We start from the raw sequence: 22,491 nt of genomic DNA on the forward strand, positions 1-22,491 counted from the left end.
AATAGTGCGGGACTGAGGCAAAGACATGAGTAGCTTAAGTGATAGAGAACTGGTATGGATGGCGTTGTCAGACTTGTTCGTCGACCATCGTATCAATCATGAGCACATAGCCAATCAAGTGGCTCATTTGACCATCAGCGAAGTAGAACAAATCTTATTTCATGAAGTCGCCCCTGTTTGTATGAGCAATTTACTGATGCCCACACCGACTGTCTGCGAGAAATTTAGTGAGAATTACGTCCTCTCTAGCATGCAGCAGCATTTGGCTAAAATGCAGTCCAATGGGTTTTATCGTCGTAAGGTCTTATTAAAGGCAAAGTTTTACAAGGTTTTTTTGAAGCAAGATTGGTTAAAGCTAATGGCCAGAATGCGCCGAGCACAAAAAAAGCAAGCAAACGAGTTACAAAATTTTGACTTTTAAAGTTAAGGCTTATTCTTTAGTTTCAACCACTCCAATCATCACACCCATCTCTTTTTTATCGTGCTTATCAATACTGGGCGCATATAATGCTGAAGCAACACCGCCATCTAAAAACAGCGCATCTGGACAGTTTAAGTTATCCTTAAATAAGGATGCAAACTGATAAAATGTCACAGGCTCATCGCTATTGACGAGCTGTATGCTGCCATCCTTACAAACGCCTGCACCGTTACGAAACTTACGTGAGCTACTATCAGGGTTAAACTTTGGATGTATCTCATCATTGATGACCAGCATTGGCCCTGATTGGGTGGCGTACCAAGGATCTACTTCGCCACTGTTAAGCTGCTCAGCTAAAGCATGACTTTCAGTGATTTGCACGTTGCCAGATTTATCCCACCACATGACTCCATTGGGTAATAGATGAAAATTACCACCGCCTGCGTTTAGATTTAAAGCGCGAATCTTGTCACCTTCAATGATTGTATAACCAATCGGTGCGTAACGCTCATTGTACATGCCTGCATTCATGGCAAAAACTAAGTTCTGTTTCTTTGGCAGCGTATTCAATAAATTAGCAAAAGTAAGTAATGGTTTTGAGCCATCAGGTTGTTGCCAAAACAGCTGTAGAGAGTAGCGTTCACTATTTAGTATCTCAGCATTGATACGACAGGTACTATAAGTAAAGGGTGAATCTTGCGACTGGCATGACCAGCTTTGCGTACCAGTATTAGATTTGTCAGCATCTATCGGCTGGCAGGCGCTAAGGCTTAACGTGAGTAGGGTCAACAGTAAGGCAAACACAAAGCTTGATATCAATCCGCTATCTTTTGTCATATCAATAATAATAGCTCAGCCCCTATAAACTATTTTTAATGATTAGTGGATGGAAGGTCGCGAAAGGTATTGTTTACATTACCAATCAGTTGACCGCCATCGACTTCATCATACTCTGGGCTATTAACGGTTTTTTCTGTAGGGGCGCTGGTCTCTTTACCTTTATCACGCGAGTCTTTGTTATAAGCAATCAGCGCATCGTTGTTTGCCAAAAAGCTATTAGGGTTTGCCATGACCCACATCTGGTTAAAGACATCAGCACGAGCGCTTTGATCAAGTAGCGCCCCCTTATCTGTAAAGTAAAAGTACTTCGATAGTAGCTTAATTTGACCATCATCTAGGCGACGTGCAATATGATAAGGTTGCAATTGGCTTGGGTGCTCAAGACCAACTGCCCCGACAATACTGGCGAGCGATTTGAGTGTGTTTTTATGAAAGCTTGCAACGCGCTCAGCTTTGCTTGGCACATCGAGCGCTTTTTGACGATACGGATCTTGGGTTGCAACCCCTGTTGGACAAGTATTGGTATGACAAGAGCGCGACTGAATACAGCCAACCGCAAACATAAAGCCGCGCGCAGAGTTACACCAATCGGCGCCTAGCGCGATTAGACGAGCAATATCAAAACCTGTCACAATCTTGCCACTGACGCCAAGTTTAACCTTGTCACGGACGCCAGCCCCAACTAAGGTGTTATGTACCAACAAAAACCCTTCAACCATGGGCATGCCGACATTGTCCATAAACTCAACGGGTGCTGCGCCCGTACCACCTTCTGCACCATCAATCACGATAAAATCAGGGTAATTGTCCATCTCTATCATGGCTTTGACAATCGCCATAAACTGCCACGGCTGACCAATACACAGCTTAAAGCCCACAGGTTTACCGCCGGACAGCTCGCGTAGCTCTTGCCAAAAATTCACCAGCTCGCGCGGGGTACTAAAGGCAGTATGCGAGGAGGGCGACACACAGTCTTGACCAGTAGAGACTTGACGCGTATCTGCAATCTCTTGAGTGATTTTTTCGCTTGGTAGCACGCCACCTTTACCTGGTTTTGCGCCCTGTGATAGTTTGATTTCAATCATTTTTACTTGTGGGTCAACCGCTTTTTCGGCAAAGGACTGTGGGTCGAAGTCGCCATTTTCATCACGGCAACCAAAATAACCCGTACCAATCTCCCAAATCAGGTCCCCACCGAATTTACGGTGATAAGGACTGATTGCGCCCTCGCCCGTATCGTGGGTAAAGCCGCCCATCTTCGCGCCTTGGTTGAGCGCCATAATGGCATTGGCAGACAAGCTTCCAAAGCTCATCGCTGAGATGTTAAATACGGACATATCATGCGGCTGGGTGCAATGCTTGCCACCGACGATGATACGAAAGTCTTTATTTTTTATAGGTGCGCTAATCGCTGATTGCAAAAACCACTCTTTACCATGCGCGTATAAATCATCGAGCGTTCCAAAAGCATTGGTGTCACTGACCCCTTTTGCCCGCTGATAGACCAATGCCCGCTGTTGACGTGAAAACGGTACTTGTTCTTTATCGTCCTCAAGCAAATACTGACGAATCTCGGGGCGAAAATCCTCTAGTACGTAACGAATATGACCTGCGACAGGGTAGTTGTTTAAGATGGAATGCTTGGATTGAACTAGATCATAAATACCTAAACCTACTGCCAAACCACCAATAACAATCAACCACCAGTTGATTAATAATAGCCCTGCCAAAAAAATTAAAATAGAGGCACCAAAGGTACTATAGCGTAGTAGCAGTCCTGTGATGTAAGGGCGACTGTGTTTGGGTTCAGGATTTAGATTGGTACGAGATTGGGGCATAGCAAGGCTCGGCAGTAATACGTAAAGATTAAAAAGGCGATAATAATCGAAAGAGCAAGTAGATCAAAAAACCCCTCTTTTATCATTATTAAGCACAAATAACGCGCTCAAATTTATCGCCTATATCATACACATATGATATCACTGCATAGCGGTATTTGAGTAACAATGTGCTAATGTAGTTATTATAAGGTTCATACTCATAGGTGGCTTAACCGACGACCTGCACCAATGTTTTATCGTCATCAATAGCATTAAACTTAATTTCAACGGGCAAGAACTGCTCAATCAACCACGCTTGGGTTTTAGAATGCTCGCTGACGACACGCGCTGTAAATTCACCGCCACCTGACAAGGCTAAAGGTAATAGTAGCTGATCGGTTAAGTACTCATCGACCAGCGCATCCGTTTGAAATAGATAACGTTTCACCAGTCCTGCTAAGCGGCTACCCACATTTTCCGCTGAGCTGCGTTTCTCTCCTAGCAAGGTAAAAACTTCTTGGTGCGTGTGCTCTCCAGTTTTGTGGGTTACTCTATGAGTGACGAGGGCATAACAAGTATTTCCCTCACCGATGCCGCGTAGTTTATTGCCTTGCGTACTAATAAGCGTCTCGTTGATACCTGACTCAATGAGCGCACTTTTGGCGCTGGCAAGCTCGCGTTTGCAAATATCATAGTCTAGATTGAGCACACTAGCGATCAGCTCTATGCTGATAAGCTCTCCACGTTTGGTTAGCTGTAATGATTTTGAATCAGCACGACGCATAAACGGTGTGATAGTCGCTTGAACCACGCCGCCACCAATAGGTGCAAAGCCAGCTTGCTGGCATTCAAGTTCGACTTGCATGCCCAGCTTCGCTAGTGCAGGTATAAAGGCCTGCTGTAAAAAGTCGCTGGTCGGTGCCATCGGATTATGGGTGCCGCCTTTAATGGTCACGGTTGATTTGCAATGTTGATCGGCATTGGCAAATAGTAGAGCAGGGAGCAGGGTTTGTAGCACCAGACTGGTACTGCCTGCCGAGCCAATATCAAAGGTGTAGTCACCGAACTTAACAGTATTTGGCGTAAAACTAAAAGCCGTGCTACCTAAATGCGCGCCTGATACGCTGGCGTTTGAGATTGCTTGCGATGCCTCTACGCACATCAAGTGCTGGCGCATAAGTCCGGGTTTGGCACGACCTGCGCGGATATTGCTAATCTCAATCGGCGTGCCCGTTAGCATCGATAGTGAGAGCGCGGTACGGATGATTTGTCCGCCGCCTTCGCCGGTGCTGCCGTCGATTTTTAGGGGTTTGGTTTTTGGCATAGGGTTTTCTTTTTAGCGGATGAGTAGGGCTTCGGCAAGTTTAATTTTGGTTCTCTCTTATTTGCTAATTTTATTTTTTAAGTATATTTCTTTCGCTCGATAAACTTGTCCTGAATTAAAATATTAGGAATATTTTCAAGAGCTTCTTTCTCAGCTTTGATCCTAGCTGCAAAGACGAAAGAGAAAATAGCTGAACGCGTCAATTGCAAAACATGCTCTGCGCTTTCAACAAATTCGGACTCAGAAATAAAAACTGGTTCTTCATAATAGGTTAACGAGGCTTCAATGCTTTCAGGTTTTTCATTCTCGTAAACAAATACGAAGCTATGTTCCAAGGCGTTTCGCCACTGCTTGTAAAAACTAAGCTCGCCTTCTAACTTATGGTTTAAATCACAAGCTATACTATATAAACCAATCAAACCTTCATTATCATAAGCTTCGAACTTTTGAAGTCTTTCTTCATTTTCAAGTTCCCAGAAAGTATGAAAATATGAAGGTCTGACTTTACCTTACCTTTACTGTTTTTGAGTTGTAAATCAAACAACAAGGCTACAGCATTACCTATCTTATCTAATATACCAAAGCAAATTCTAAAAGCAGTACGGAGCTTTTCGATATTTGTTCCTAGCAACTCGTTGTCATATAGCTCTGCATAGCAAGCATCGTCGTCGATATCGTTATCGCTCTTAGCAACTTTGTATTCATACAGCATCAATCTAGCAAGTCCGAATTCCGATTTAAGCCTATTTAGTACCTTTTCCATTGGCAATATGAAATCCCCAGATATAGCTCTAGTAGTTAAAGGAATAGTTAAATTATCACGGGCACTTCCATAGCATTTACAATATAAGCCATGTTCACTAAGGCTTAAGAAGCTATCTAAGCACCACTTCCGATACTCTGAAAAAGATTGATATTCCTGCTCATCTAAATGGCTGTTATCTTCTATAGCTATTCCCATATCCAAGCATTTTTTTTCGATATCACTATCTATTCTCTCAGCTCTTAGGAGATAGTGTTTTGCCCAGTCAGGAGGTATGCACTTTGATGCACTTTGATGCACTTGCTTTTCTGTAACCTAAAGCTATTTCTTTACCCTGCTGAACAGTATGCATTTTAGTAATGCTATTCAGTAAAATTAAACATTCACTACGGTTTACCCAAGCTTGAGCGATATCCAAATTCATTGCGATAACTTGATCGTATAGAGCTAATGCCTCGGAAAATCTGTATTGTTGCTTAAGGTTATTTCCTAGATTCACTAAGTATTGTGGTTGAGCTTCTATTTCTTGTTCTCTACAATTTAAAATAGCTTTAAGGAAAAGTGAATTAATTTTTGACAACTCTGGAATAGATTTGATATCTGAAGCTAAAGAATTGCCATATTTATGCTGAATTATATTTCGGTTAGCATTTGCTAAACAGTAATAATAACTATCACGAGTTAAACAGTTTTCAAAGCTATCAGATTCCATTATTTTTAAGCCTATATAGTTAGCTTCTGCCTTAGAAGCCATATGACCTATATCGACAAATATACCAGCGAGTCTAAAAAGTGCTAAAGATAAACTTGGTTCATTAATATCATTAACCTCTTCTAGAAGCTCCTTCAAATATAAGCATAACTTATAGCTTTCCTCAAACTGTCCTTCATCAATCATTTCAGATGCATTGTCTAGCTGCAAGTTTGTATATAGAACCCTAGATTGAATAGAATCTTCCATAAAATTTTTCCTGTTTGTTATAAAATTGCAGTTCCTATTTAGCCTTTAACACAAACCACTTGCCGCAAAGTATGCACCACTTCCACCAAGTCACTTTGTGCTTGCATCACATCGTCAATGTCTTTATATGCCGCTGGAATCTCGTCAATCACTTCTTTATCCTTACGACATTCCACCCCTTCGGTTTGGGCGATCTGATCATCTACCGTAAAGGTCTTTTTGGCTTCAGTACGCGACATGATACGACCCGCGCCGTGCGAGCAAGAATGGAAAGATTCTGCGTTGCCTTTGCCGCGTACGATAAAGGATTTTGCACCCATCGATCCTGGGATAATACCGTATTCACTGACGCGGGCACGTACTGCGCCTTTACGCGTAACGAATACTTCCTCACCGTAGTGCTCTTCTTTAGCCACATAGTTATGATGACAGTTCACCGCTTTTCTTTGGGCATTGAAGGGTTTGGTAACAATATTGCGTAGTGCTTTAATAGCATTTTCCATCATGATTTCACGGTTTTTAAAGGCGAATCGTTGCGCCCAACCGACCGCAAACCAATAATCATCGAAGTGCTCAGTCCCTTCGGCAAAGTACGCCAAATCTTTATCCGGCAAATTGATAAACCACTTGCGCATATCTTCACGCGCTAACTCGATAAAGTAACGACCGATGGTATTACCGACCCCGCGCGAGCCGGAGTGCAGCATAATCCACACCTGATTGGTCTCATCCAAGCACACCTCGACAAAATGGTTGCCGGTTCCGAGCGTGCCCAAGTGCTTTAGGTTATTGGTGTTTCTAAGCTTAGGGTGCTTTTGGGTGAGATAATTAAAATCATCAACCAGCGTGCCCCAGCCGTCTTGAACGGTGTCATCAGGGTTTGACCACGCGCCGACATCACGGCGAGAACCGCGTCCGCGAGTTTTACTGCGACCGTGCGGAATGGCTTTTTCCAGCTCGCTACGTAGGCCCTGCAAGTTATCAGGCAAGTCCTCAGCGGTTAAGGTGGTTTGCACCGCCATCATGCCGCAGCCGATATCGACACCGACTGCCGCTGGAATAATCGCCTCTTTAGTCGGTAATACTGTACCGATGGTTGCGCCGATACCCACGTGCACATCGGGCATCACCGCTAGCCACTTGTAAATAAATGGCATCTGCGAGGCTTTAATCAGCTGATCATGCGCTTTGGGATCGACAGGCACGCCTTTGGTCCAAAGTTTTATCGGGGTTCCGCCATCTTGAATGATGTTATGAGTGGTAGGTTGCATAGCGTGCTCCTTAGCGTTGTAAAAATTGTTTTTCTTATTTTATATAGTGCTAAGGGTATGCCAAATTTTCTATTCCCTAGAATTATTTTTATAAGTATCTGATATAAAAAGAAAAATAGTTTTACATTTTGAGAAGAGTTATATTCATAAAATAGCTTTGAACTTTAAAAATATAAATTATTCTATTGTTATATAATTTAATATATATTAGGTAAGATTAAAGTTAAGTAGTATTTGAATATATTTTTAAGTGTGTAGTTTAGAGACAGGTGTAGCGTAGATGATGGCTCACGGAGTGCAATACTACATAATCATCCGGTTACCTTATGAAACCAATCAGGACTTTGTATTTACAAATAAAACATCTGGCAGTTTGGCTTAAGTATTGGGACTATATGAGATGGCTATCGGGGGCAATAACTACATTGACGATGGGCAAGCGACTGATGAGCTAGATATGGATCAGCTGATAAAGATAGACAGCTAATTAAAGTAACTGTCTAAAAAGAATACGCTTGTTTTAACCTTATAAAAAACAGTATTAATCATTCGCCAAATGTTTTGCAGACTATTAATACTGTTTTATTACTCAGCGACTGGCTCTACCGGCTCAACTTCAGTATCTGGCGGTCCTTCAACTGGCGCTGCTTCTTCTGGTGGCGGCTCAGCACAAGCGCCAAGCAGTAATGTGGCTCCTAATAGACCATACATGATTTGGTTTCTCATTTTTGTTCCTTATTTATAATAGGCATTTATACGCTATGGTTATAATGATAGCTGGTTGCTTTGATTATAGCAGAATGTCCCTTTTTACAAAGCTCAATAGAGCAGCTGACTTATAATAAAAATATGCCTAATAACTCTCAGTCTAATATAAAACATCTTAACCAAGCTATCCCTAATAAAACCGCCATCATCGGCTTTCTCGGTACCACCTTAGACAACGGCTTTAATGACAAGCGTTGGCAACGCTGGCGACCGACGGTAAGTCTATGCCTGCACGATGATATGCTCGTCGATGAGCTGCATGTTTTATATAGCAAGCGTGATAAGCGCCTGTTTAAGATTGTCAAAGACGATATCGCCAAAGTCAGTCCGCAGACACAAGTCATCGCTCATCATGTGACGTTATCAAGCCCGTGGGACTTTGCCGATGTCTATGCCGAGCTATATGACTTTGCCACAGGCTTTGATTTTCAAGATAATACTGATTACTTGCTACATCTCACCACAGGCACGCATGTGGCACAGATTTGCTGGTTTTTACTGGTGGAGGCGGGGTTTATTCCTGCCGATCTGGTTCAAACTTCGCCGTGCCCAAGACCCGACCAAGCTGATCCGCAAGGCCGCTATCAAGTGATTGATTTGGATGTCTCACGCTACGATGGCTTGCGTGAGCGTTTTGAGGCCGAAAAGCAGCAACATTGGCAAACCTTACAAGCCAATCTGGTCACCCAAAACGCTGCTTATCAAAAGCTAATATCCGATATCGAAAAAGTCGCGACGCGCTCCACCGCGCCAATACTTTTAATAGGCGCAACAGGGGCAGGCAAGTCGCAATTGGCGAGCCAAATCTACGCGCTTAAAAAAGCCAAAGCCAATAGCAGCGCGCAAAACAAATATACCCTTGATAACTTTGTCGAGGTCAACTGTGCCACCTTGCGCGGCGATACCGCTATGAGCGTACTCTTTGGTCATATCAAAGGCGCGTTTACCGGCGCGGCGTCCAGTCGTGAGGGACTGCTAAAATCAGCCGATGGCGGATTGTTGTTTTTAGATGAAATCGGCGAGTTGGGTCTTGATGAGCAAGCGATGTTACTAACCGCTTTGGAGGAGCAGCGCTTTTATCCGCTGGGTAGTGATACGCCGATCAGTGTCTCATTTCAGCTGATGGCAGGAACCAATAAAGACCTGCGACAAGCAGTTGCCAATGGAGAGTTTCGTGCGGATTTATTTGCACGGCTCAATACTTGGACGTTTTTTTTGCCCTCATTAAAAGACCGCTTAGAGGATTTACCTGCCAATATCGACTATGAGCTGGCGCGTTTGGGTAGCGAGCAGCAACAGCAATTCCGCTTTACGGTTGATGCGCGGCAATTATACGAAGACTTTGCGACAAGTTCTGAGGCGACATGGCAAGGTAACTTTCGTGATTTGACCGCGAGTATGATTCGCTTAACAACGCTGACTGAAAGTAAAGTGATTCGGAAAACAGACGTACAAGCAGAGATCGCGCGCTTGATGAATATTTGGGGTTTGGTAGATGGTTTGAATGGCTCGAACAGTTTAAGTAATGATAAAGGCAATGACGCAACTAAAAATAGCCTAAGTAATGGTTCAAGTAATGATGTTAAAATCAGTTCCAACAGTGAGTTAGTTGAGCAGGGTAGTTATGACATTCTAAATAAATATTTAGATAATGAAACCCTTGCTACGATTGATCCGTTTGACGCAGTACAACTGGCGTATGTCATTGAGGTGTGTATCAGCCATAAAAACCAAGCGGCGGCGGGACGCTATCTTTACGCTAATTCAAGAGATAAGCTTAAAAGCCCAAATGATAGCGATAGATTGCGTAAGTATTTGCTCAAATTCGGGCTTAGATTTGATGAGCTGGGGTAGAGTTTAAAAGCATTGTTTTTGCTGATTGAATATTAAAATAAAAGGAAGTAGTTATGAGTGATCCACGATGAAATCTGTGGCGGCGATCCTTACATTGCTCATGTTCGCAATCGTTATAAGGTTAATGCTAATGGTTCGATAATGATCTATAGCGTTAAAGATGATAAATATCAACCGCTTTAATCCCCACCACCAATCCGCTCCGCCAATGCCTGCAACTTTGGCACTATCATCTCAGCATAGTCATCTGCTTCCCAGTTGGCACTTGGCACACTAGCATTGAGTGAATACGCATATTGCCCAGTGGCGACATCAAACACCCCAACCGCGACTGCTAATATGTCAGTAGAAAACTCTCCATCAGACACAGTATAACCGTACTGCTCATAATGCTCCGCTGCGCTGGCTAGAGTGCTTTGCGCATGGTTATAATTCTCGACAGACAAATTCTCTTGCAGATTGCCAATGATAACCGCCTGTCTTTCTTGTGAGCTTGCCGCATAAAAAGTTCGTCCAATGGCGGTGCGTGCAATGGGTACGGCTGAGCCAACTTGTAAATTGACCGATAGGCGAGCAGGGCTACGGCAGCAGGCAAGATAACGCATTTCGCCTGCAATCTCTGTGGCTAAGTTCACTGACACTTCGTTTTGTGTTGCAAACTGACGTAGCAAAGGTTCAGCAAATGCGACTACATCATGACGACTCCAAGCAGTAGCGCTTAATCGCACTGCGCTACTACCCAACTCATACTGACCGTAGGCGGTGATACGTAAAAATCCAAGCGTGGTTAAAGTGTAAATTAACCGAGTGATGGTCGCTTTCGGTAGTGCTGTCATTTGGCACAATTGCTGATGACTTAACTGCTCTTGCTGTTCAAAGGCAGCAAGTATAGACAAGCCGCGCCCAAGCGCCGTGACAAACTGTCTGTCTTCTGTCTTTTTGCTTTGCACAAGGGCATTATTCGTGCGTACTAGTAAAGGCGTCGGTTTTGGCAAGTTTTTTGTCATTTTTTGACCGCATATATTCAAAAAGGTTTACAAGAGAGATAAATTTTGCTTAAATAGTTTTACATTATGAAACTAAGTTTCACATAGCGGAACTTGGTTGTCAAATAAAATTGTTGTCAAATAAAATTTGCTTGTGATTTAGCTGGTTATATAAGTAGTTTTTGATAAAACGTTGATGAACAGTTTTTACAAGCCGTCTTAAGTAAAGGAGTACGACATGTCAGCACCTACTAACCTACGAACGAATGCCAGCCCAAGTTTTGATTGGGAAGATCCTTTTTTATTGCGTAATCAGCTTACTGATGAAGAGCGCATGGTCAATGAAAGCTCGCATCAGTTTTTTCAAAAAGAATTAATGCCTGGTATTTTAGAGGCCAATCGCAACGAAAATTTCGACCGTAATATTATGCGTCAAATGGGCGAGATGGGCTTACTTGGCGTAACGATTGAAGGTTACGGCTGTGCTGGTTTGTCAAGCGTGGCTTATGGTCTAATTGCTAAAGAAGTGGAAGCAGTAGATTCCGGTTACCGCTCTGCGATGAGTGTGCAGTCAAGCTTGGTTATGCATCCTATCCATGAGTATGGTACTGAAGAGCAAAGAGAGAAGTATCTGCCTAAGCTTGCTTCAGGGGAATATGTCGGTTGCTTCGGTCTGACCGAGCCTGATTCAGGTTCAGATCCTGCGTCAATGTCGACTCGTGCGCGTGCTGTCGATGGCGGTTATGAGCTGACTGGTAATAAGATGTGGATTACCAACAGTCCTATCGCTGATGTGTTCGTCGTATGGGCAAAAGATGATGAAGGCGACATTCGAGGCTTTATCTTAGATAAAGGTATGAAAGGTCTATCTGCACCGAAGATCGAAGGTAAGTTCTCACTGCGCGCTTCAGTGACTGGTGAGATTGTCATGGACAAAGTATTTGTTCCTGAAGCCAATGCCTTCCCAGATATTCGTGGTCTTAAAGGTCCGTTTGGTTGCTTAAATAAAGCCCGTTACGGTATCGCATGGGGTTCAATGGGTGCGGCTGAATTTTGCTGGAAAGCCTCGCGCCAATATACCCTTGATCGCAAACAGTTTGGCCGTCCATTAGCCGCAACGCAATTGGTACAACTAAAACTTGCTAATATGCAAACTGAGATTGCCCTTGGCTTGCAAGCAGCGCTACGTGTTGGTCGCTTGATGGATGAGCATAATGCAGCGCCTGAGATGATATCGCTAATTAAGCGTAACAACTGCGGCAAGGCATTAGATATCGCTCGTGTTGCTCGTGATATGCATGGCGGTAACGGTATCTCTGATGAGTTCCATATCATTCGCCATGTCATGAACCTAGAAGCGGTTAATACTTATGAAGGTACGCATGACATCCATGCACTTATCCTAGGTCGTTCGCAGACTGGTATTCAAGCGTTTTATTAATCTAAAGCGCTAGCAAGGTAATAATTAGCTTTTGATTAATTCATAGCTAAATATCAATTTTCAACGACTAACGTACGTTACTGTTTAGCCTTTAATACAGCGCTTAACATTAGCGTGCGTTTTTTTATAATTTGAAATAATGATGTATGCGCAAGCTTAAAATAATGAATACCTCAATGTTTCTAAAAGGTAAGGGAATATCATGAGTACGACATTACAACCTTCTAATTCACAAGACGATATTGATAATGCACCACGGGCAGCTTTACAGGGTATTAAGGTATTGGACTTGTCTAGAGTATTGGCCGGTCCATCCTGTACACAAGTGCTCGCCGATCTTGGCGCAGAAGTCATCAAGGTTGAACGTCCTGGCATCGGAGATGAAACCCGTCATTGGGCACCGCCCAAATTCAGCGATGACACTTCTGCCTATTATGCGACTATTAACCGCAATAAAAAATCGCTCACTGTCGATATCACGACCCCAGCCGGACAAGCCATTATCAAGCAGCTAATCGCTGATAGCGATATCGTGGTAGAGAACTTTAAGGTTGGCGGTCTCAAAAAGTACGGCTTAGACTACGATAGCCTGAAACAAGACAATCCGCGCCTAATTTATGCCTCTTTAACGGGTTTTGGTCAGACAGGACCAGATGCTAAGCGTCCAGGTTATGATTATATTATCCAAGGACTATCAGGGTTGATGAGTATTACAGGCCCCAGCGATGGTGAACCACATAAGGTTGGCGTTGCCATTGTCGATTTATTTGCAGGTCTGCAACTCACGATTGGTATCCAAGCGGCACTATTGGCGCGTCAACATACTGGGCTTGGACAACACGTCGATGTGGCGTTATTAGATAGTGCGCTGGCCATGTTAGCTAACGTCGGTATGAATCATTTAGCATCAGGAACTGTACCACCAAGACTGGGCAACCAGCATCCAAACATCGTACCTTATCAGGTGTTTGCAGGTCAGGGTGAAGAGCATTTTATTTTAGCGTGTGGTAACGACAGCCAATTTGCCAAACTTTGCGAAGTGCTAGGAGTCGATTGGCATACCGACAACCGTTTTATGACCAATCCTGCACGAGTAGTAGAGCGTGATCTGTTGTGTGATAAGCTGGCTAAGAAGTTTGCCGAGCATCCGCGTGCGTATTGGTTAGAGGCATTAGAGCAGGCAGGTATTCCTTGCGGTGCCATTCATAACATCGCTGAAGCTTTAGCAATGCCGCAAGCGCAAGCACGTGAGATGATTGTTGATTTTGCCGCACAAGGCAGTCCGGTAAGAGCGCTTGGTAGCCCTATTAAGCTATCAGCTTCTCCAGTAACTTATCGTACACCGCCGCCGCGACTAAGCGAGCATACCGATAGCACGCTTGCAGATCTTGGCTATGATAGCGAGATGATAGCCAAACTCAAAGCAGACGGTATTGTTTAGTTAAAATGGACAACAAAGCTAGGCTGAGCGTGAAGGTATAAAGCCTAAGCGCTGCTCTATTTGTTTGGCCAACTCAATCAGAACAGCACTCACCTCAGCGCGTTTGGCTTCATATTCAACTTGCAAAAAGCTGACTGCCATGCCAGCGACTGCGTGACCAGAGGCATTACGAATATAAGTACCTAAGCAATACATACCCTCGCGTAGCTGTCCATCATCTAATGAAATACGGCTGTCATGAATAGCTGCCATCTCATCGGCAAAGCTGACAAAGTTGTCAACGCCATTTGGGGTTAGCGGTTTAGGAAATTGCCCCTCATATATCGTCTCTATAGTATCTATAGGTAAGGTTGAGAGCATGGCTTTGCCCGTCGCCGAAAATACGGCGGGCACACGTACCCCAGCACGGAAGGTAAAGCCGAGCGGCGCAGGGGCTTCATGACAGGCCAAAAATACCACTTCTCCTAAGTCCAGTTTAGATAGCGTGACGGTATGCTGTAGTAGGGCAGGATACTGTACGATTAAGTCTTTAAATAGCTGGATCACACCTTGCTGCTGCTCATATTTGCCCGCCCAGTACATTAAATAAGAACCTAAATGAAAACGATTTTCAGCGTCTTTATAGATTACATGTTTGGTGAGCAGACTTTGTAAAATATTATGGGTTGAGCTGCGAGGAAGATCTAATTCTTTGGCAATATGAGCGGCTGTCAAGGGCTGGGTACTTGCCGTAATCAAATCTAAAATCTGAAAAGTTTTGTCTAATGCAGGAACAGCGGTTGAGCTCATAAGGGGCCTATAAAGGTGAGTAAAATTAAAAACAATAAAAATAAAGCGTTAAATAGTCATGAAAATGAGAATAAAGGTTGCAAAATGGATCCCATCATTCTTATAATGATGTCTCATATATAGAATCTATGTTCAGTATATTGAACAATATAACAGTTATCAATAATTATTTATGTAGAGTCGTATCAAAACGATTTCATTATCAAAGCTACTAATAACCGTTTTATCTACCTTTATAATATGCCATTAGTCCAATCGACAAGGAGCGTCAAAATGTCACAACGGTCACAATCTACTCTACAGTTGTCAAACCCAGACCTGCTTAAGCAACACTGCTTGATTAAGGATGGATGGCATGCTGCTAGTGATGAAGCCACTCTTGAAGTAAGTAACCCTTTTGGTGGGGACGTTATTGGCACTATTCCAAGTCTTACCACCGAAGACGTCAATGACGCTGTCGCTTATGCGCACGACGTACAAACAGCATGGGCTGCAAAAACACCAAAAGAACGTGCAGAATTATTGCAAAAATGGGCAGATCTCATTGATGCAAATAAAGAAGATCTTGCAATCATTATGACCGCGGAACAAGGCAAGCCTTTGACCGAGTCGCGCGGTGAGATTGGTTATGCCAATAGCTTTATTCGCTGGTTTGCAGAGGAAGGCAAGCGCGTTTACGGTGATGTGATTCCTGCCAATCAATCCCAACTGCGCCACGTCGTTCTTAAGCAGCCAGTTGGTGTTTGCGCGGCTATTACGCCTTGGAACTTTCCAGCTGCGATGATTACCCGAAAAGCTGCACCTGCATTAGCGGCAGGCTGTACGATGATCATCAAACCGGCCACTGAGACTCCATTTTCTGCGCTAGCATTAGGTGCATTAGCAGAGCAAGCAGGTATCCCAGCTGGTGTCATTCAAGTCGTTACTGGTAAATCATCAACGATTGGTGACATCCTTACAGGCGATACTCGTATTCATAAGTTATCATTCACAGGTTCTACGGAAGTGGGCCGTACTTTGATGGCTCAATGTGCACCGACTATCAAAAAGCTGTCATTAGAGCTGGGTGGCAACGCCCCATTTATCGTTTTTGATGACGCAGATCTTGAAAAAGCAGCCGAAGGCTTGATTGCTTCTAAATATCGTAACGCTGGTCAAACCTGTGTGTGCGCCAACCGTGTGTATGTCCAAGACAGCATCAAAGATGAATTTTTGGATGTGTTTGTCAAAAAAGTAGCTGAACTGAACGTTGGTAACGGCTTAGAGGAAGGCGTGGATATCGGTCCTTTAATCAACAAAAAAGCACTAGATAAGGTACAAGCACTACTCAAAGATGCATTGGATAAAGGCGCAACACTAATCGCTGGTGGTAGTATCAATAGCGCATCAGAGTTGACCTATAACCCGACTGTCATTACTGATCTTAGTAGTGACATGGACATTGCTCACGAAGAGATTTTTGGTCCTATCGCTACCATATTTACCTTTAACGACGAAGAAGAAGTGATTCGTAGAGCTAACGATACGATTTACGGATTGGCCGCTTACTTCTACAGCGGAGATTATGCTCGCTCATGGCGCGTCTCGGAAGGTCTTGAGTACGGTATCATCGGTCATAATACGGGACTTATCTCTACAGAAGTAGCTCCATTTGGCGGTGTGAAGCAGTCAGGATTTGGTCGTGAAGGCTCTAAATATGGTATCGAAGAATACGTTGTGACCAAGTACTGGTGCTCTGACGTCAGTTAATGATTTGACTGATGCATTTGGTTTTTAACAGTCAGTTTTTTGATCCTCAGCTTCTTCCATAGTTTTTGATGAATGTTAAGTTGAGGATCAATGCGTTAAAGAATTTTAGTGTTAAATAAAATTAATAAAATTTGGTATCTAGTATTTATTAGATAAATCGTTACTCAATAACCGCCACTTATGTAAAAATAAAGAAAAGGACATTCCTATGACTACGAACAATCAATCATTGCTTGAGCGCCGTAAAGCTGTGTTACCAACAGGACTTGGTGTGGCGTTTCCTATTTTCGCAGAAAAAGCAAAAAATTCTGAAGTTTGGGACGTTGAAGGTAATCGTTATATCGACTTTGTAGGCGGTATCTCAGTACTCAATACTGGTCACAGCCATCCAAAAATCACCCAGCGTGTCCATGAGCAACTAGACAAGTTTACGCATACAGCCGCGCAAATGATTAACTACGAATGCTACGTAGATCTTGCTGAAAAACTTTGCAAAAAAGCCCCCATCAGTGGCGATACCAAGGCTTTCTTTTTAACGACTGGTGCTGAAGCGGTTGAAAACTGCATTAAGATTGCTCGCGCTAAAACAGGTCGTCCAGGTGTTATCTCTTTCGTTGGCGGTTGGCATGGCCGTACGCTAATGTGCATGAGCCTAACAGGTAAAGTGCTTCCATACAAAAAGAACTTTGGCCCTATGCCAGGACCTGTTTTTCATGCGCTATTCCCAGCTGAAGAGTTGAACGTCACAGAAGCACAAGCGCTACATAGTCTTGAGATGATTTTTCAAGCGGATATCGATCCAAGCGAAGTGGCCGCGATGATCATTGAGCCAGTACAGGGTGAAGGCGGTTTTCATCAGGTAACGCCATCATTTGCTAAATCGTTGCGTAAAATTTGTGATGAGCATGGCATTGTACTGATTTTTGATGAAGTCCAGTGTGGTTTTGCACGTACGGGTACTTTGTTCGCCAGTGAGCAGCTAGGCGTCGAGCCTGATCTAATGACGAGCGCTAAAAGCTTAGCAGGTGGTTATCCTATCTCTGCAGTCATTGGTCGTGCTGATATTATGGATGCACCGCAAGTCGGCGGTTTGGGTGGGACTTATTCTGGTAACCCGCTTGCATGTGTGGCAGCACTGGCCGTCATGGAAGTCATTGAAGAAGAAAACCTACTTGAGCGCAGTGTTGAGATTGGCGATAAAATCGAAGCATTCTTAAAAGATCTAAACCTTAGCAGTATCGGTCATATTCGTCACAAAGGTGCAATGTTAGCTTTTGAGCTGATCGATAGTGAAGGCAAACCTGATACGGATGCAACAGCTAACCTAAAAGCTAAAGCTTTTGAACAAGGTTTATTGTTAGCGTCTTGTGGTATGCATGGCAACGCGATTCGTGTCATGGTTCCTCTAACAGTTGAAGATGAAGTATTGCAAGAAGGTCTTGATATTATAAAAGGTATTTTAACCGCTTAATTGCTACGCAGTTTTAGGGGCTTTGTGCTAAAACATATCGTAACGATTGTATCGGTTTTAACTAAATTTTTAGTTTGGTTAAAAGGTAGGGTATAGATATAAAAGCAAGGACGCTTTTGGAGTATTAATTCTGAATATAAGCTCTATAACGGCGTCTTGTAAATCAAGACGCCGTTGTTGTTTTTGTCAGTTCATATTTTAAGTTACAGTAATGAGAAGCCATTGCTTGCGCTAATACCAAACAAGTAATATGAGTATTAGAGTCTAGGCGGTAGGTTTTAGATATCAAATCAAGCCAGCTTAACCGTAAAAGGTTGACACGGATGATACACGGACAAGGAGCAAGTTATGTCTGCAATGAAAAAATCGTTAGGGGTAGTCGATATTATCGCTCTAGCATTCGGTGCTATGGTAGGTTGGGGCTGGGTCGTTTTGGCTAGTGGTTGGGTAGTCTCAGCTGGGACGTGGGGCGCTATCACCGCGTTCTTAGTCGGTGGACTTGCGGTCGTTATGATCGGTGTGACCTATGCTGAGCTGACCTCATCCATGCCGATTACAGGGGGTGAGCACACTTATACCCACCGTGCTTTAGGGGTTAATGTCTCCTTTATATGCTCTTGGAGTATGCTCTTTGGTTATTTGTCGGTCGTGGCTTTTGAAGCCGTTGCTCTACCTACCGTGGTAGAGTATTTGATACCGAATTATAATCAAGGGTATTTATGGAATGTAGCAGGGTGGGATGTCTATGCGACATGGGCAGGCGTCGGTATGGCAGGCTCTGTTTTAGTGACTTGGCTGAACACACGTGGTATGGAAGTCAGTGCTTGGTTTCAAAAAACAGCAGTGGCTGGTATTTTGATTGTTGGTGTTCTATTGTTTATAGGGGCACTGCTCTTCAATCCTGAAACGACAAACACTGAGTTGTCGCCTGCGTTCATTGGTGGTATTGGCGGTATTATGGCCGTTATCGTAATGGTTCCCTTTATGTTTGTAGGTTTTGATGTTATCCCGCAGGCAGCAGAAGAGATGAACTTAACCCGTCCAAATATCGGTAAATTCTTAATTGTCTCGTTAATTGTCGCGGTGATTTGGTATGTTGCGGTCATTTGGAGTGTAGGCGTGACGCTACCGTTGGCGCTAGCTGAAACATCCTCTTTAGGCACTGCTGATGCAATGGAGACCGCATGGCAAGGCAAATGGGCAGGTGTCTTACTGGTCATCGGTGGTGTACTTGGTATTATGTCGAGCTGGAATGCCTTCTTGATTGGTGGTAGCCGTTTACTTTATGCGATGTCTAAAGCTCATATGCTGCCAGCCTTCTTGGGTAAACTGCATCCTAAGCATAAGACACCAATCAATGCAATCTTACTTATCGGTGGACTTGCTACGCTTGCACCATTATTTGGTCGTAAGATGCTAGTATGGATCGTTACAGCGGGTGGTTTCGGTGTCGTCATTGCTTATACCTTAGTAGCAGTATCGTTTTTGGTATTGCGTTATCGCGAGCCTAATATGGTACGTCCGTTTAAGATTCCAGCAGGCAAAGTTGTCGGTATGATTACTATTATTCTCAGTTTGGGCTTGTTTGTATTATATCTACCCGGAATGCCATCGGCACTCTCTGGAATTGAATGGTCAATATTCGTCGGCTGGACCATATTAGGTATCATTTTCTTCACTTATGAGTCGATCAAAAATCCAGGCAAGAGCAAAGTGGTCATGGCAGCTGAGTTAGAAGAGTTAAAGATTGTCAATCAGCAGTGGTTACAAGAGAATCCTTACAAGAAATAAGTTTGTTACGGTTCTAATTGCAAGAAAGCCTAACATCAAATGTTAGGCTTTTTGTTTGTATAAACAATGACTCTATTAATTACGATTTATCACGAATCAACTTATAGTTTAAAAACTCAGTGATACCAAGGGTGCCAAGCTCACGACCAAACCCTGAGCGTTTGACACCGCCAAATGGGGTGTTGGCTTCAGAGCCAGACGGTGAATTAATCGTTACCATACCCACTTCTAGTTGTTCAGCGATCTGTGCTGCTAGAGCCGAATCTTGGGTCTGAATGGACGCGCCAAGACCAAACGGAACATCATTGGCAATTTTGATAGCATGAGCGATATCACGGGCTTTATAGATGACCGCGACAGGACCAAATAGCTCCTCGCGATAAACATCCATCGAATCATCAACGTCTGTCAGTACAGCAGGGGCAAACCAAGCGCCAGGCTTATCTTTAACCATGCCGCCTTCAACAAGCACAGTTGCACCTGCTTTAATAGCGCCATCTAACTGCTCTTGCAAATTCTGCGCTGCACTTTTTGATGACATCGGTCCAATGAAAGTTTTTTCATTATGCGGATCCGCTAGGCTCATTCCACGTACCGCGTCGGTAAAGCCTTTAACAAACTGATCATATACGCTATCAACGACAATTAAGCGTTTGGCTGCATTACAAGCTTGGCCGGTGTTACCAAAACGACCCTCAATAGCTCCTTCAACAGCTTGCTCAATATCAGCATCTGCTGCCACAATAAAGGCATCAGAACCACCAAGCTCTAAAACGACCTTTTTAAGCGCGCCGCCCGCTATTTTTGCAACTGCTTGTCCTGCGCGCTCAGAGCCTGTTAATGAGACGCCTTGGACTTTACTGTCTTCAATAATGGTCGCCGCTTGCTCATTGGTAGCAAAGACATTGTTATACACACCATCAGGCAGGCCTGCGTCTTTTAGGATATCAACGATGACTTCTGCGGTATTCGGGCACTGGGGCGCATGCTTTAGAATAATGGTATTGCCTGCCATGACGTTCGGCGCGACAAAACGTGCGACCTGATAATGAGGGTAATTCCACGGCATAATGCCAAATAATGTACCAACTGGCAACTTTTCTACAGACGCTGAACCTTGATCAACATCGATCGTATTCGGTGCCAATAGTTGCTCAGCATTGTCTGCATAGTAGCGATAAATTTCAGCGACCAAGCCGATCTCACCTTTTGCTTGCCCAACAGGTTTACCCATCTCATTGGCAACGATACGTGCAAGCTCATCTTGACGATCAATATAGATGTCAGCGACTTTATTCATTATCGCACTACGTTCGCTAAGAGAGGTTTTTTGCCACTCTTGATAAGCATTGTCTGCTTGTTCAATAGCATGCTGAATATCTTGCTCAGTCGCTGTTGGGTAGGTGGCTTCGATTTCACCAGTCGCGGGGTTGCTAACTTGATAGTCGCTCATAAATATTCCTTTGGTTAAAATCCATATTGATTATTATTCAAACAATTAACGTTTAAAATTTAATTTTACACCACTTATAAGTGTTCTGATAAATGGTAAAGCCCATTACAGTAACATATTAAACTGTATGAATAGCATAATGTCTTTAGTAAAATTACTATTGTTTAAGCGTTAGCGTTTAAGGGCTGGTTGCTGCTGGGTAATACAATGAATATTACCGCCTCCAAAAACAATCTCTTTTGTCTGTACTCCCACTACCTGATGACGAGGAAAGATTTTTTCAAGCTGTTCAATGGCCAAACTGTCGTTAATATCATCATATTGCGGGACAATGATGGCCTCATTACAGATTAAGAAGTTGGCATACGAGGCAATACATACATCACCTGTATGGCGCGCTTTGGCATCATCAGACTGTACTATATCGTAGTTTTCAGGCAACGTAACTGGCTTTTGGGTACAGCAAAGCTTATGAACTGTTAGACGTCGGCCTTTAGCATCTTTCATGTTTGAGAGTTGTTTATAGGCTTTTTGAGTGGCCTCAAAAAACGGATGGTTGGGGTCATCGGTAAACAAGCAAACCACCTCACCCGGACGAGAAAAGCAGGCGATATCATCAATGTGTCCTGTGGTTTCTTCAGGATCGATACCATCATCAATCCAGAGCACCTTTTGGGTATTAAGATAAGTGTTCAGCTTGTCCTCGATTTGAGTTTCGTTAAGATGGGGATTACGGCCAGGACTGAGCAAGCACATACGTGTGGTCAATACTGTGCCTTCACCATCGACATGAAACGCGCCACCTTCCAGCACAAAATCTTCGGTACGGTAGCGTTCGATATTCAAATAATCGCATAGACGTGCAGCTAACTTATCATCGTCATCCCAAGGCGCATAAAGGCCATCGTAGTCTCCGCCCCACGCATTAAACGTCCAATCACAGCCGCGTAGCTCACCTGCATCATTGATTAAAAATGTCGGTACGATGTCCCGCGCCCACGCATCATTGCTCGGCATGGAGATGACGTCAATATCAGCTGGCAAACTATCACGACAAGCTTGGTAGTCATTAGGGTTGACTAAAACTGCAACCTTACAATAGGGCTTAATAGCCATTGCCACCGCTTTGTAAGCTGCTTTGGCAGGGACCGCCTTTTGACGCCAGTTGTCTTCTCGATAAGGCCAGATCATCCACACTTGCTGTAAGGGCTCAAACTCGGCTGGCATATAAAAACCGTCGTCTATCGGAGTTGAGTCTTGAATGAGTTCAGACATATAAGTCACCTTGTTAGCAGTAATCTTTTAAGAAACAATTTTGTATAACCTATCTCAGTCACAGTTTGACATT

The 22,491-nt window shown here is 43.7% G+C and carries 18 protein-coding genes and 1 pseudogene; 7 read left to right on the forward strand and 12 right to left on the reverse strand.

Annotated features, from left to right (window positions below; translation table 11 throughout):
* Positions 1-25: 25 nt before the first annotated feature.
* Entirely contained in the window at positions 26-421 is a 396-nt protein-coding gene (locus ACS8FC_RS10430; protein ID WP_439261034.1) for a DUF7079 family protein, read from the forward strand.
* A 9-nt stretch (positions 422-430) separates the two neighbouring features.
* Here ACS8FC_RS10430 and ACS8FC_RS10435 read toward each other — a convergent pair whose 3' ends face one another.
* The 8 genes and pseudogenes from ACS8FC_RS10435 to ACS8FC_RS10470 form a co-directional block, all read right to left on the reverse strand.
* Entirely contained in the window at positions 431-1,258 is an 828-nt protein-coding gene (locus ACS8FC_RS10435) for a phosphodiester glycosidase family protein (RefSeq protein WP_439296699.1), read from the reverse strand.
* 35 nt (positions 1,259-1,293) lie between these two features.
* The gene (locus ACS8FC_RS10440) at positions 1,294-3,099 is read right to left on the reverse strand and encodes an FMN-binding glutamate synthase family protein (RefSeq protein WP_439261032.1); all 1,806 of its coding nucleotides are present in this window, start codon (positions 3,097-3,099) and stop codon (positions 1,294-1,296) included.
* A 211-nt stretch (positions 3,100-3,310) separates the two neighbouring features.
* Positions 3,311-4,405 (reverse strand): RNA 3'-terminal phosphate cyclase, encoded by a 1,095-nt coding sequence (gene rtcA / locus ACS8FC_RS10445; protein WP_439296700.1) that lies wholly within the window; start codon positions 4,403-4,405, stop codon positions 3,311-3,313.
* Between the two features lie 77 nt (positions 4,406-4,482).
* Positions 4,483-4,836 (reverse strand): annotated as a pseudogene (locus ACS8FC_RS10450) (LA2681 family HEPN domain-containing protein); the annotation flags it as partial.
* Positions 4,821-5,366: an LA2681 family HEPN domain-containing protein gene (locus ACS8FC_RS10455; protein ID WP_439296753.1), complete on the reverse strand. Its 546-nt coding sequence runs from the start codon at positions 5,364-5,366 to the stop codon at positions 4,821-4,823. The gene ACS8FC_RS10455 and the pseudogene ACS8FC_RS10450, both read right to left, overlap by 16 nt.
* Before the next feature lie 67 nt (positions 5,367-5,433).
* Complete coding sequence (locus tag ACS8FC_RS10460) at positions 5,434-6,129, reverse strand: hypothetical protein (protein WP_439296701.1); 696 nt, start codon at positions 6,127-6,129, stop codon at positions 5,434-5,436.
* Between the two features lie 38 nt (positions 6,130-6,167).
* Entirely contained in the window at positions 6,168-7,400 is a 1,233-nt protein-coding gene (locus ACS8FC_RS10465) for an RtcB family protein (protein WP_439296702.1), read from the reverse strand.
* 585 nt (positions 7,401-7,985) lie between these two features.
* Complete coding sequence (locus tag ACS8FC_RS10470; protein ID WP_439261028.1) at positions 7,986-8,126, reverse strand: hypothetical protein; 141 nt, start codon at positions 8,124-8,126, stop codon at positions 7,986-7,988.
* A 123-nt stretch (positions 8,127-8,249) separates the two neighbouring features.
* Here ACS8FC_RS10470 and rtcR point away from each other — a divergent pair, with 123 nt between their 5' ends.
* On the forward strand, positions 8,250-10,022 hold the full coding sequence (rtcR, locus tag ACS8FC_RS10475) for an RNA repair transcriptional activator RtcR (RefSeq protein ID WP_439296703.1): 1,773 nt from the start codon (positions 8,250-8,252) through the stop codon (positions 10,020-10,022).
* 179 nt (positions 10,023-10,201) lie between these two features.
* On the opposite strand, the gene ACS8FC_RS10480 is transcribed toward rtcR, so the two are convergent.
* Complete coding sequence (locus ACS8FC_RS10480; RefSeq protein ID WP_439296705.1) at positions 10,202-11,029, reverse strand: IclR family transcriptional regulator; 828 nt, start codon at positions 11,027-11,029, stop codon at positions 10,202-10,204.
* Positions 11,030-11,246: 217 nt separating this feature from the next.
* Between ACS8FC_RS10480 and ACS8FC_RS10485 the strand changes: the two genes are divergently transcribed.
* Both ACS8FC_RS10485 and ACS8FC_RS10490 read left to right on the forward strand, forming a co-directional pair.
* Positions 11,247-12,449 (forward strand): acyl-CoA dehydrogenase, encoded by a 1,203-nt coding sequence (locus tag ACS8FC_RS10485; RefSeq protein WP_439296707.1) that lies wholly within the window; start codon positions 11,247-11,249, stop codon positions 12,447-12,449.
* Positions 12,450-12,651: 202 nt separating this feature from the next.
* Entirely contained in the window at positions 12,652-13,890 is a 1,239-nt protein-coding gene (locus ACS8FC_RS10490) for a CaiB/BaiF CoA transferase family protein (protein ID WP_439296708.1), read from the forward strand.
* A gap of 18 nt (positions 13,891-13,908) precedes the next feature.
* Here ACS8FC_RS10490 and ACS8FC_RS10495 read toward each other — a convergent pair whose 3' ends face one another.
* Positions 13,909-14,679: an IclR family transcriptional regulator gene (locus ACS8FC_RS10495; RefSeq protein WP_439261023.1), complete on the reverse strand. Its 771-nt coding sequence runs from the start codon at positions 14,677-14,679 to the stop codon at positions 13,909-13,911.
* 273 nt (positions 14,680-14,952) lie between these two features.
* On the opposite strand from ACS8FC_RS10495, the gene ACS8FC_RS10500 reads away from it, so the two are divergent.
* The 3 genes from ACS8FC_RS10500 (at position 14,953) to ACS8FC_RS10510 (ending at position 19,690) form a co-directional block, all read left to right on the forward strand.
* Positions 14,953-16,428, forward strand: coding sequence for an NAD-dependent succinate-semialdehyde dehydrogenase (locus tag ACS8FC_RS10500; protein WP_439261022.1), 1,476 nt, complete (start codon positions 14,953-14,955; stop codon positions 16,426-16,428).
* Between the two features lie 208 nt (positions 16,429-16,636).
* Entirely contained in the window at positions 16,637-17,899 is a 1,263-nt protein-coding gene (gene gabT, locus ACS8FC_RS10505; RefSeq protein ID WP_439261021.1) for a 4-aminobutyrate--2-oxoglutarate transaminase, read from the forward strand.
* Between the two features lie 348 nt (positions 17,900-18,247).
* The gene (locus ACS8FC_RS10510; RefSeq protein WP_439261020.1) at positions 18,248-19,690 is read left to right on the forward strand and encodes an APC family permease; all 1,443 of its coding nucleotides are present in this window, start codon (positions 18,248-18,250) and stop codon (positions 19,688-19,690) included.
* Between the two features lie 79 nt (positions 19,691-19,769).
* Here ACS8FC_RS10510 and ACS8FC_RS10515 read toward each other — a convergent pair whose 3' ends face one another.
* Together ACS8FC_RS10515 and aguA are read right to left on the reverse strand one after the other, a co-directional pair.
* The gene (locus ACS8FC_RS10515) at positions 19,770-21,143 is read right to left on the reverse strand and encodes an NAD-dependent succinate-semialdehyde dehydrogenase (protein ID WP_439261019.1); all 1,374 of its coding nucleotides are present in this window, start codon (positions 21,141-21,143) and stop codon (positions 19,770-19,772) included.
* 171 nt (positions 21,144-21,314) lie between these two features.
* A complete protein-coding gene (gene aguA / locus ACS8FC_RS10520; RefSeq protein WP_439296710.1) occupies positions 21,315-22,418 on the reverse strand; it encodes an agmatine deiminase in 1,104 nt (367 codons plus the stop codon).
* Between the last annotated feature and the right edge of the window lie 73 nt (positions 22,419-22,491).

The organism is Psychrobacter sp. 1Y4, from assembly GCF_051847555.1.

Excerpts from the sequence above, each read along its gene's own strand:
- ACS8FC_RS10460 (WP_439296701.1), bottom strand. The coding sequence starts at position 6,129 with ATGGAAGATTCTATTCAATCTAGGGTTCTATATACAAACTTGCAGCTA.
- ACS8FC_RS10495 (WP_439261023.1), bottom strand. The coding sequence starts at position 14,679 with ATGAGCTCAACCGCTGTTCCTGCATTAGACAAAACTTTTCAGATTTTA.
- ACS8FC_RS10485 (WP_439296707.1), top strand. The coding sequence starts at position 11,247 with ATGTCAGCACCTACTAACCTACGAACGAATGCCAGCCCAAGTTTTGAT.
- gabT (WP_439261021.1), top strand. The coding sequence starts at position 16,637 with ATGACTACGAACAATCAATCATTGCTTGAGCGCCGTAAAGCTGTGTTA.
- ACS8FC_RS10500 (WP_439261022.1), top strand. The coding sequence starts at position 14,953 with ATGTCACAACGGTCACAATCTACTCTACAGTTGTCAAACCCAGACCTG.
- ACS8FC_RS10480 (WP_439296705.1), bottom strand. The coding sequence starts at position 11,029 with ATGACAAAAAACTTGCCAAAACCGACGCCTTTACTAGTACGCACGAAT.
- ACS8FC_RS10515 (WP_439261019.1), bottom strand. The coding sequence starts at position 21,143 with ATGAGCGACTATCAAGTTAGCAACCCCGCGACTGGTGAAATCGAAGCC.
- ACS8FC_RS10490 (WP_439296708.1), top strand. The coding sequence starts at position 12,652 with ATGAGTACGACATTACAACCTTCTAATTCACAAGACGATATTGATAAT.
- ACS8FC_RS10455 (WP_439296753.1), bottom strand. The coding sequence starts at position 5,366 with ATGGGAATAGCTATAGAAGATAACAGCCATTTAGATGAGCAGGAATAT.
- ACS8FC_RS10435 (WP_439296699.1), bottom strand. The coding sequence starts at position 1,258 with ATGACAAAAGATAGCGGATTGATATCAAGCTTTGTGTTTGCCTTACTG.
- aguA (WP_439296710.1), bottom strand. The coding sequence starts at position 22,418 with ATGTCTGAACTCATTCAAGACTCAACTCCGATAGACGACGGTTTTTAT.
- ACS8FC_RS10470 (WP_439261028.1), bottom strand. The coding sequence starts at position 8,126 with ATGAGAAACCAAATCATGTATGGTCTATTAGGAGCCACATTACTGCTT.
- rtcR (WP_439296703.1), top strand. The coding sequence starts at position 8,250 with ATGCCTAATAACTCTCAGTCTAATATAAAACATCTTAACCAAGCTATC.
- ACS8FC_RS10440 (WP_439261032.1), bottom strand. The coding sequence starts at position 3,099 with ATGCCCCAATCTCGTACCAATCTAAATCCTGAACCCAAACACAGTCGC.
- ACS8FC_RS10465 (WP_439296702.1), bottom strand. The coding sequence starts at position 7,400 with ATGCAACCTACCACTCATAACATCATTCAAGATGGCGGAACCCCGATA.
- ACS8FC_RS10510 (WP_439261020.1), top strand. The coding sequence starts at position 18,248 with ATGTCTGCAATGAAAAAATCGTTAGGGGTAGTCGATATTATCGCTCTA.
- ACS8FC_RS10430 (WP_439261034.1), top strand. The coding sequence starts at position 26 with ATGAGTAGCTTAAGTGATAGAGAACTGGTATGGATGGCGTTGTCAGAC.
- rtcA (WP_439296700.1), bottom strand. The coding sequence starts at position 4,405 with ATGCCAAAAACCAAACCCCTAAAAATCGACGGCAGCACCGGCGAAGGC.